This window comes from Protofrankia coriariae (genome assembly GCF_001017755.1).
In the GTDB taxonomy this organism is placed as follows: domain Bacteria; phylum Actinomycetota; class Actinomycetes; order Frankiales; family Frankiaceae; genus Protofrankia; species Protofrankia coriariae.
Genome location: NZ_JWIO01000076.1, coordinates 1 through 10042 on the forward strand (window position 1 = coordinate 1; position 10042 = coordinate 10042).

The 10042-nt window shown below is 66.2% G+C and carries 10 protein-coding genes; all 10 read left to right on the forward strand.

The window, feature by feature from the left end; all coding sequences use genetic code 11:
• The first annotated feature begins 338 nt into the window (after nucleotides 1-338).
• Nucleotides 339-1409 (forward strand): hypothetical protein, encoded by a 1071-nt coding sequence (locus FrCorBMG51_RS23855; protein WP_139342408.1) that lies wholly within the window; start codon nucleotides 339-341, stop codon nucleotides 1407-1409.
• 147 nt (nucleotides 1410-1556) lie between these two features.
• Nucleotides 1557-2189, forward strand: a complete 633-nt coding sequence (locus tag FrCorBMG51_RS23860; protein ID WP_157180656.1) for a vWA domain-containing protein — start codon at nucleotides 1557-1559, stop codon at nucleotides 2187-2189.
• Nucleotides 2186-3034 (forward strand): protein phosphatase 2C domain-containing protein, encoded by an 849-nt coding sequence (locus FrCorBMG51_RS23865; RefSeq protein ID WP_086055658.1) that lies wholly within the window; start codon nucleotides 2186-2188, stop codon nucleotides 3032-3034. The genes FrCorBMG51_RS23860 and FrCorBMG51_RS23865 overlap by 4 nt, the downstream gene beginning before the upstream one ends.
• A gap of 266 nt (nucleotides 3035-3300) precedes the next feature.
• The gene (locus tag FrCorBMG51_RS23870) at nucleotides 3301-4383 is read left to right on the forward strand and encodes a protein kinase domain-containing protein (protein WP_476742246.1); all 1083 of its coding nucleotides are present in this window, start codon (nucleotides 3301-3303) and stop codon (nucleotides 4381-4383) included.
• The gene (locus FrCorBMG51_RS23875; RefSeq protein ID WP_052914994.1) at nucleotides 4347-5072 is read left to right on the forward strand and encodes a vWA domain-containing protein; all 726 of its coding nucleotides are present in this window, start codon (nucleotides 4347-4349) and stop codon (nucleotides 5070-5072) included. Before FrCorBMG51_RS23870 ends, FrCorBMG51_RS23875 begins: the two co-directional genes overlap by 37 nt.
• 9 nt (nucleotides 5073-5081) lie before the next feature.
• Complete coding sequence (locus FrCorBMG51_RS23880; RefSeq protein WP_047225252.1) at nucleotides 5082-6002, forward strand: hypothetical protein; 921 nt, start codon at nucleotides 5082-5084, stop codon at nucleotides 6000-6002.
• A gap of 334 nt (nucleotides 6003-6336) precedes the next feature.
• Nucleotides 6337-7140 (forward strand): hypothetical protein, encoded by an 804-nt coding sequence (locus FrCorBMG51_RS25865; RefSeq protein ID WP_157180659.1) that lies wholly within the window; start codon nucleotides 6337-6339, stop codon nucleotides 7138-7140.
• Between the two features lie 2 nt (nucleotides 7141-7142).
• Nucleotides 7143-7781, forward strand: a complete 639-nt coding sequence (locus tag FrCorBMG51_RS23890; RefSeq protein WP_131772311.1) for a cytochrome c oxidase subunit 3 family protein — start codon at nucleotides 7143-7145, stop codon at nucleotides 7779-7781.
• Nucleotides 7782-7785: 4 nt separating this feature from the next.
• On the forward strand, nucleotides 7786-8100 hold the full coding sequence (locus tag FrCorBMG51_RS23895; protein WP_047225253.1) for a cytochrome C oxidase subunit IV family protein: 315 nt from the start codon (nucleotides 7786-7788) through the stop codon (nucleotides 8098-8100).
• A gap of 241 nt (nucleotides 8101-8341) precedes the next feature.
• Nucleotides 8342-9058: an SDR family NAD(P)-dependent oxidoreductase gene (locus tag FrCorBMG51_RS23900; protein ID WP_235433856.1), complete on the forward strand. Its 717-nt coding sequence runs from the start codon at nucleotides 8342-8344 to the stop codon at nucleotides 9056-9058.
• Nucleotides 9059-10042: the final 984 nt, after the last annotated feature.

The following is a 10042-nucleotide window of genomic DNA, read 5'->3' on the forward strand; positions in this document are numbered from 1 at the left end:
TTTGACTTGACATCTACCGGTCTGCCGGCGTGCGATCCGAGGAGGAGCCGGTGGCGGCGGTCCTGCCGCGCTACCGGTCGTGCCACCTGCCGTGCCGTCGTATCGGGCCGGCGAAGCGGACCGGGCTCTGGTGGGGTCGGGCAGGGCGGTAGGTCCGGGGCAATCGGGTCGCTATGCTGGCTTTCCGCTGACTACAGTGACCTGTAGCTGTCACGAGCAGCAGTAAATGTCGGGGGGTTCCGGTGCTGCAAGGCGGTCATCACTGCCCCGTGACGGATGCCGGGCGCGTTCCGCGACGTCGGTCTCCGGGCCGGTTACGGCTCCAGACCCTGTTATCGGTGGCCGCGGCGACCGTCGTTGTGGGGCTGGCCGTTGCGGGGCTGGCTGTTGTGGTGCCGGTCGTGTCGCCGTTGTCCGCGTCTCCCGCGGCGGCCGCGCCGGCGTCCGGTCAGCAGCCGGTGTTCGTGGTGCGTGTCATGGAGCTGCCACCGCAGGTCGACCGGGCCGTTCTGGAAACCCTGAACAGCCTGCTCAACGGGATTACGGACGGCGACGGAGTCGTCGTGGCCCGGGTGACCGGCGCGTCCACGCTGCTCGGCGGGCAGGGTGAGTCGGCCGTGCTGGACGCCATCTTCGATCATCGGGCCAAACTTGCCGTCCAGGTCGCGTTGCCGGAGCGTTCGCGGGCCGGCGAGCGGCCTGATCTCGGGACGGCCGGTTCGGTGCTGCTGGCCGTGGCCGGCCACCGGTTCGCGGACGCGGACGCCGCCCGCGCGGCCCTCGCCCGCAACAGCGGCGCGGGCGGGCAGCAGACGCCCTGCGGGAGGCAGTGCCAGGAACAGGTGGCGGGTACCGAGGCGGAACGGGCATCGGGGGTGTACACCACCAACACCGATCCCTTCCTCCTGGACGTCGTCCTCAGGCGGGCGCTACAGGTGGACACGTCGGCTGTTCCGGCCGGCCTGGCCTCCACGGCCGAGCAGCCGCCCCCGTCGGGGCAGGGCGGCTCCGGCCGGTCGTTCTGGGTCTACGCACTGATCGTCATCGTGCTGCTCGGGCTGGGTGCCGCCGTGCTCCGACGGCGCGGGCTGCTGGGCAGAGGGGATGACGGCGCGGATGATGACAACGACGTCGGCGAGGACAACGGCCGGGACGACGAGGGCGGCGGGTACGGCGGCGCACGGCCGGTGTCTCCGGTTGCGCAACCGAACGTCGCCGTCGGCCCGCTCGGCATCGTACATTCCGTTTTCGGCCCGCAGGGTTATGTCGCGGTCGACGGTGGGCTCTACCGAGCGACCTGGAAGGGCCCGGGATCGAGTCGGCCCCGCGTCGGCGACCAGGTGCGGCTGACGACGCACGAGGTGGACGGACTACAGGCGTGGCCACCGTACGGCCGCTCAGGCCGGTAGTCCGTAGTGACTACGCAGACGGGGATACATCGGAAAATGGCACCTCGTAACAGCTCTGACAGGGCAGCGGATCGTCAGCAGCCGCGGGACATCATCGGGAACATTCCCATTCCCCGGCCGAGCCATCGTGTGCTCGTGGTGTTGTGCATGGACACCTCGTACTCGATGCGTGGCGAGGCGATCGACAGGCTCAACGACGCGCTTGCCGGTTGGGCGCGCAGTATGCAGGCCGGCGAGAAGATGGCGCGGACCACCGAGTTCGCGCTCATCACCTTTGGTGCCGGGGGAGTACGCAAATGGCGTGGCAGCGAGAGTTTCGATCCGCGCAGTGACCGGACCCCGTTCGTGCCGGCCCACAGTTTCCAGCCACCGAAGCTGATCGCCGACGGGGTGACACCGCTGGTCGAGGCGGTCCGACTGAGTATTTCTGTCATCGAGGCGCGCAAGCGGCAGCTGGCCCGGGACAGGGTGACCTGGAAACGTCCGCTCGTCTGGCTGGTCACCGACGGCCGGCCGACCGACGACCAGGGGCATCCGAGCTCGGACTGGCGGCCGTTGGCAGGCGAGATCCGCGGGCTGGAGGCGAACCAGAAACTGGCGCTGTTCGCGATCGGTATTCCGCCCATCGACGACCAGGGCCAGGCAACCCTGCGCGAACTGGCTCCGGAGCGAAACATGATGTATGGACGGTTCGATTTCAGCGACATTCTCGTGCAGCTGGACAGAAGCGTGGAGGACCCCAACTACAAACTGCGTGGCTACCAGCCGAGGCAGGCGTGACCCCCGGCTGGCAGCCCGTGGCCGTCCGAGGCGGTGCCGGCGGTCGGCCCGACCGGTGGCGTATCCGGGGGGCCAGCGTCCAGGGGTATTCGCACGTGCGGGAGGGCAGATGGTGCGAGGACTCCTTCGCTCACCTGTCGCTGTACGGGCGGGGGCCGCTGCCCGACGTCCACGTGCTGGCGGTGGCCGACGGCGCGGGATCCGCGCCCCGGTCGGCCGAGGGCTCCCGGCTCGCGGTCGCGATCGCCACCCGGCTGGTGCGTGACCGTGTCCATGCCGCCGGCCGCGCCACGACCGCGCCGGAACTACAGCGAATCCTGGCGGCCTCGCATGAGGAGATAGTCGCCGAGTTCCGGCGGGTCGTCGCCGCGATCGCCGGGCCGGAGCACGTCGACGAGTTCGCGACGACACTGACGGTCGTCGTCCTCGCCCATCCCGTCATCGGCTATCTCGGCATCGGGGACGGCTTCATCGTCGTCCGCACGGGTGAGGGCGGACAGGACAACCTGCACCTGCTCGACGCCGGGACCGCCGACGCCGAGCACGCCACCCACGCGGTCTTCCTGACGTCGGACACCAGCCGAGCCGCCCGGGTGAACGCCCTCTACGACCCCTGGATCAGCGGTGTGTTCATATCGACCGATGGCCTGATCCCCGCGACCCTGCGACGAGACGCCGACGGCCGGCTGGCGGTGGCCCGGGAACCGGTCATCGACACCGTGCTCAGACTGCTCGACGATGATCATTTTGATGCCTCCGGACTCGTCCGGCTGCTGTTGCGGGAGGACGTCACCGAAGTGACCCAGGACGACACGACGCTGGTGGTGGCGGTCCTGTGTCGGTGACGGAGATCTTTGTCAACGGGCGCAGGCTGACCTGTTCGACCGTGCTCGGTGTTGGAACCGAGTCGGTCGTCCACGCCGTGGACGGCGATGCCCGGCAGGCGGTGAAGATCTACCGGGAGCCCGACGTCCAGCGCACCCACCGGCTGGAGTGCATGCTGCGGGCCTTCGACGCGTCACAGTTCGTCGACCCCGGTTCCGGTCATCCGGGGCTGGTATGGCCGGAGAAACTCGCCCGCGACGCCAGCGGGGCGGTTCTCGGATACGTCATGTGGCGTTCCGATGATCAGCAGCTGAGCACGTTCTTCGAGCACTACACTCGCCTGACGAACTTCCCGGACAAGGACTGGAAGTTTCTGTTGGGGGTGGCCAGCAACTTAAGCCAGCTGGTCGCCATTCTGCACGACCAGGAGATCGTGGTAGGTGACCTGGCGCCGTCCAACATTCACGTCCGGGCGGACGGTCTGATCAGTTTTCTCGACTGCGACTCGCTGCAGTTCCGGTACGACGGGGAGCTTTTTGCCTGCCATACCGTCACCCCGGAATATGCCGCGCCCGAACTGCTGCCCGAGCTGTCCGGCCCCAGAGGCGTCGAAACGGACCGGTTCACCCTCGCCGTGCTGGTATGCCAGTTGCTGCTGTGCGGCGACCATCCCTTCCAGGGCATTCCAGCCCGGCTGTTGGACGTCGATCCGTCACCCGAGACGAACATCCAGTACGGCATCACCGTCCTGACGGCGCCCAGCGAGGTCGAGGTCCCGGACGAGGCCGTCGAGCCCGACGTCCTTCCACCGCGGATCGCCGCGCTGGCCAGGCAGGCGTTCGGGGCGGGCCACGGCGCGGCCAATTCGCGGCCGGCCGCGCAGGAATGGGCCGAAGCCCTCGACCTGGCCTGGGACGACGTCCGGACATGCGGCAACCGGAAAGGCCACACCTACAGTGGGCATCTCCCGGAATGCCCATGGTGCGCCCGGGCCCGGAGCGGCCGTTTTGATCCGTTCCCGGCGCTGCCGGACCTGACCGGCGACGCCGGGAACGGCGTCGCCGACGGCGGTAGTGCCATCGGCGGTGGCACGGCTCCCGCCNGGTGGCACGGCTCCCGCCACTCCCGCCACGAAGGCTGCCAGTGTTGTGCTGGCTGTCACGATTCTGCTGTTTCTGGTGCTGGCGGTCGTCGTTGCCGTCGTCGCCCGGTAGTCCGGTGCCCGCAGGTCCGCCAGACAGGCCGGCTGCCACGCCGCCGGGCGGGCCGCGTGACGGCCGCGGACAGGGCATCGGCGGAAACAGCGTCGGCAGAAGGAGGTGGGGACAAACCGTGTACCCCGCAGACACGCACCCACGAACCACCCTGATTCCGTTCTACCTCGTAGTGGACGTCTCGCAGTCCATGGACGGGCCGCGGCTGGACACCGCGAACCTCATTCTGCAGCGGATCGGGGAGGCGCTGGCCCGCGATTCGGTCGCTGCCGCCCGGGTCCGGGTCGGCATGATCGACTTTGCCGGCGGCAGCCGGACGGTGCTGCCGTTGTGCGACCTGCTCACCACGACGACGTTCCCTCAGCTGGCGTGCCGTGACGACGGCACCCGATACGCACCCGCGTTCAACCTGTTACGGGCCACCGTCGACCGTGACCGCCGCCAGCTGGCGGCCGACGGTTTCACCGTGGGCCGCCCCGGAGTGTTCTTTCTCAGCGACGGCGAACCCTTCGACGATCCTCCCGGCGCCTGGGAGGAGGCGTTTGCCACCCTGCTTCGGGAATGCCCGACCACCCCGCACATCATTCCCTGCGCCGTCGCCGACTCGAATCCCGAGATCATGCGGGCGCTGGCTCATCCGGCGCCGACGACGCCATTGTTCATACAAAGCCGGCTGGCCAGCCCGGAAAGCGCGATCAGAAATCTGACCGAGATCATCGTACGAAGTGTCGTGACCTCGGGCCATCAGGAGATGGTAGTGATCGATGAAACGGACGTCCATGCTCTCGACACGGTCATCGTCGATCCGCCCGAGTCCTGGATCGACCCGGATGTTCGTTATTGAGAGCCTCCTGTGAAGTGGCAGAGTGTCGCTGTCGAGCGGCAGCGGCTGGGCCGGGTCGATCTGCTGAGCCGGGGTGGGCAGGCGGTCGTCTACCGGCTGCCCGAATTCGGCCTTCCCGAGGTGGGGGTGCCGCTCGTCTACAAGGAGTACCGCTCCATCGTGGGGCGGGTGCCGGCCCAGGGCCTGGCCAACATCATCGCGCTGCGGCTGGCGTTGCCGGCGGACCAGCGCCTGTGGTTCGACACGCATCTGGCCTGGCCGTTGCGGATCGTGGTCGACAGCGATGCCGCCTCCGCTCGTGCGAAGGTGCTCGGCGTCGTCATGCGGCTCATACCCGATGCCTTCTTCCAGGTTTTCCCGGCAACGGCGGGACGGTCGGAGCGCCGGCCGAGCGAAGCGCGGTCGCTGTTCGCCGGACCCGAGCAGATGCGGGCGCTCGGCCTGCCGTTCCCGGACCGTGCGCAGCGGTGGTGGCTGTGCCTGCGGCTGGCCTACCTGGTGGCGTTCCTGCACAACCAGGGCATCGTCTTCGGCGACATCTCCGCCCGTAACGTCCTCTACCGTCTGCGACCGACACCGGACGTGCTCCTGGTGGACTGTGACGCGGTGCGGAAGGTCGGTAACGCGGCGGTCGTCGATCAGGGCCACACGCCGGACTTCTTTCCCCCGGTGATACACGAACCGCAGTCGATCAGCTCCGATCTGTTCAAGCTCGGCCTGTTCATCGTCCGTATCCTCGCGCCCGGCCGGACGGTCACGCCGGAGAGCGCCACGCGAGCTGTCGAGGATGTGCTCGACCGGACCGGTGTGGATCTTGTGCGGGCCAGTCTGTCCGCCGACCCGAGGGCCCGGCCGGCTGCGCTTGTCTGGTACCGCTATCTGCGCTCCGGCGCGGGTTCCCATCCCAGGACGCTGCCGCTCGGGGAGTGATGCAGCCGGTATCGTCCAGGAGGGTGCCGTCGGCTGGTGAGATTTGACAGATCTTGGTGTGGAGCCACGTTGCCGCACGATCTGGGAAAAAATCATACGTCTGTGTGTCGTCGTGGACACGGCGACATTGACACAGGTCACACGGCCAACTATGGTCGGCAGAAAACAATCACTTGTTTGTTAATGTGATCACCGTCTGGAGTGTCGAGTTTGTTGCTGGCTGTGGCAGTCGCGCGCGGGGAGGCGCGAAGGTGGATCATGCTGGCACAAAGTAGGACATAACGGGCTATTCGGCCCGCCTACACCACCTCGACCGAGGGAGAAGGAGGGTCCTGTGAGCGCTACCGATGTCATCACGTCCCCTGTGGGAGGGGAAACAAGCAGAAACGGCTCCAGTCCAGCTCGGGCCGAGCGCCAAAGCATGAGCCGCAACTCGCAGTTACTTGTCGCATGGTGCGGTCCGGCCATGGTCGTTTTATTTGTGATCGGGAGCGTCTGGCTCGCTCGGTACTTCCCACCCGCCATCCACCCGAGCGATTCCCCGCAGGAGGTTGCGCAATACTACCGGGACCACAAGGACGCCATCCGCGTCGGTCTCGTGTTCACCTGTCTGGCCTACGCACTGATGGGCGTCTGGGGCGTGTGCATGGCTGTCCAGACCCGGCGCAAGGAGGGGCTCTTCCCGGTTCTGACCTACGTCCAGCTGACCTGTATGGCCGCGGGTACCGCACAGATCGTCGTGAACTGCGGTCTCTGGGCCACCGCGGCCTTCCGCGCCGGGGACGTGTCACCGGAGATCACGCAGGCGTTCAACGACGCGGGCTTCATCATCCTGCTCGGCACCTGGATGCCGTTCACGATCTGGGCCATCGCGCTCGGACTGAACATCCTGCTGGACAGGACGACACCGGTTTTCCCGCGCTGGACGGGATACTTCAGCATCTGGTCAGGCGTGTGCTTCATGCCCGGTGGGACGGTCTGGTTCTTCAAGAGCGGGCCATTCGGCTGGACCGGTGTGGTGTGCCTGTGGATACCGTTCATGGTCTTCGGCGCCTGGGTGCTGTACTTCAGCTACCTGTCGATGCAGAACGTCAAGCGCGGCTTCGTCCATGAGCAAGATCTTTCCATCGTGTCGTGACCATGAGCGTGCCGTCCGCGGTGGATCCGTTCGCGGATCCGTTCGCCTCGCACACCGCGAGGGCGCCCCGGTGGCGCCCTCGCGGCGGAGGCCGGGTGCCGGGCGAGATCGGCATCTGGGTTTTCATCTTCGGGGACATGCTCGTCTTCGGGTTGTTCTTCGGTGTGTTCGTCTACGAACGGTCGCGGAGCGTCGAGCTTTTCGAACACGCTCACGAGACCATGGACCTGACGTTCGGCGCGGTGAACACGTTGTTGTTGCTGACCGGGTCGATGTTCGTCGTGCTGGGCCTGAACACGCTGCGCGGAGGGGCTTCCCGGACCGGCTCGCGGATGATTCTCGTCACGCTGCTCTGCGGCGCTGGCTTCGTCCTCAACAAGTACCTGGAGTACTCGGACAAGATTGACGCGGGACACACACCGTCGGTCAACAGCTTCTACATGTACTACTTCGTCTTCACCGGTATCCACCTGTTGCACCTGCTGATCGGAATGATCGGTCTTGTGATCATGTACAGGATTGCCCGCAAGCCGGTCCTGGAGGCCAGGGACATACGTAATCTTGAGGCCGGAGCCTGCTACTGGCATCTTGTCGACCTGCTCTGGATCGTTCTGTTCGCGCTGCTGTACCTGATGAGGTGACCAGATGTCGACGCATGTCGGGAGCACCGTCGTCAAGGGTTCTGCTGCCAGGATTTCTGTCGTCAGGAATCCCACCGTTGTCTCCTGGCTCGCGCTCATGGGCGCGACCGTGCTCTCCTGGTATCTCGGGGAAGGTCACGGCGCCCGGGAGGCCGCGACGGTCGGTGTGATTGTGGTGGCGTTTTTCAAGGTGTACCTCGTCGGCCGGTACTTCATGGAACTCCGGGAAGCTCCGCAGATACTGCATCTTCTGTTCGCCGGGTGGGCCGTGGTGGTGTGTGTGGTTCTCGTGGCCATGTACCTCACTGCCGGCGACTAAAACGAGCGGCCGATGCCGTGGTGCGGGGCCGTGTTTTCCGGAGGCGTGACCGGTGTCTTTCCCGAGCGTGTCCGTTGCCGATCGTGGTGCTGTTCAGGAACGAACAGTTGTTTTATACTGAAATGACTGTGACCGTGGCCGACGGGGTATCACGGTCCTCAGTAAGTCGACAGGACGGAAGGGGCATGCTGTGACTGCATCAGAATCAGGCGGAAGTGCTCTTCTTGAGGGACGTACGGTTTTGATTACCGGCGCCGGCTCCGGTATTGGTAGAACGACCGCGCACCTGGCGGCCGAGGCGGGCGCTCTCGTCATCGCGATCGACCTGAAAGGTCAGGACGAGACAGCCGCGGCCATCACCGAGGCCGGCGGCAGGGCCGAGGCCCGGGCGCTCGATGTCTCGGATGCCGCAGCCTGGCAGATCCTCGTGGACGGCGTGATCGAGTCGCATGGCTCCATCCACGGGCTCGCCAGTATCGCCGGTATCGTGTCGGATGTCGACAGCCTGCTCTCGCAGACGGAAGAGGGCTGGGACCGCATTCTCGCCGTCGATCTCAAGGGTGTCTGGCTCGGTGCGAGGGCCGTGGTCCCGGCCCTGCTGGAAAACGGTGGCGGAAAGATCGTCAATATTGCGTCGACGGCGGGTCTCATTGGTATGCAGAATGTGCTCGCCTACTCCGCGGCCAAGGGCGGGGTCATCGCTCTGTCACGACAGGTGGCCGTCGAGTACGCCGCGCGCAACATCCAGATCAATGTCATTGCTCCAGGCGTCACCCAGACGCCCATGCTGGGCGACATCACGGAGGAGCTGCTCACCACGGTTACGGCGGCTACTCCGTCGGGTCGGTTGGGCCGGCCGGAGGACGTCGGTAACCTGGTCGTCTACCTGCTGAGCCCAAAGAGCGACTTCATCACCGGCCAGGTCATCCCGGTGGACGGAGGCTGGACGGCCCAGTAGAGGAGCGTCGGCGTTGCCCGTCGCCGGGCTGTCCTGCGAATTTCTGGCCTGGGTCGGTTCATGCCGATTACAGCGGATCCCACGGGCGCGGGTGTGCTGACCGGGAAAGTGCTCCTGGCCTGGTGCGGTGCGGCGCGGCGCGCGCCCTGACAGCAGGTCGTCGACAGGGCTGGTAGACGCTTTCCAGGTGGCGTCCACAGGCTGGTGGATGGAGCCGTTGGCCGGGGCTGCTGGCTGCGCCGTCGTCAGCAGGACCACGTATGGCTTCGTATGACCTGGCCAGCGCACCTCGGCGGGCCGCACNGCGGGCCGCACCCGCACCAAGCGTCGGGGGTGTACAGCCGCCGGCCCGCGGGACGACCTGCCCGGATGAGGGGATACATCTCCCTCGTTGCCCTTCCGCCTGTTGCGAGCCTGTTGTTCGGGCGTGACACGGATGTGCCCGAAAAGTGCCGATAATGCTATTGGTCTGCAGTTCGCTCGTATGGTGCCCAAAATATGTGACGGCGATGGTCCGGTCATAGGGAAAACGCGGCGGATCCTGCCGGGAGAAGCGCTCCTGGAAGGCCTTCTGACGGCCGCCGGGTACAAAGTCACGATTGATCGGTGACGCTCGCCGCCTGCCAGTACGGCTCTTTCGGACGGTCATTTTTCTTCGGTGGGCGAGAGAAGTGGCAGGTGCTCTCTTTCTGTCGTCCGAAATCTGATCGGCAGGGATGGTTGTGATGCGTCTGGAACTGTAGTTTTTCTCGCCGTCGCGAGTGTCGGAAGGGACGGAAATTCCGTTGACGACGGTGCGGTGGATCCGTGGACGTGATGCACCGCCCAACTGATCAAGGAGACAGATGACACAGCAGGTTGCGACCGAACCTGGCAGCCACCGCTCACGTTCCGGTTCCATCGCCGGGAGCGTTATGACAGTGCTGCCACCGCTCCTTCAGCGAGTGGTCGTCGACGTCGGACAGAGCGGGCAGTTACTCGGGC

Excerpts from the sequence above, each read along its gene's own strand:
- FrCorBMG51_RS23860 (WP_157180656.1), top strand. The coding sequence starts at position 1,557 with ATGGACACCTCGTACTCGATGCGTGGCGAGGCGATCGACAGGCTCAAC.
- FrCorBMG51_RS23890 (WP_131772311.1), top strand. The coding sequence starts at position 7,143 with ATGAGCGTGCCGTCCGCGGTGGATCCGTTCGCGGATCCGTTCGCCTCG.
- FrCorBMG51_RS23895 (WP_047225253.1), top strand. The coding sequence starts at position 7,786 with ATGTCGACGCATGTCGGGAGCACCGTCGTCAAGGGTTCTGCTGCCAGG.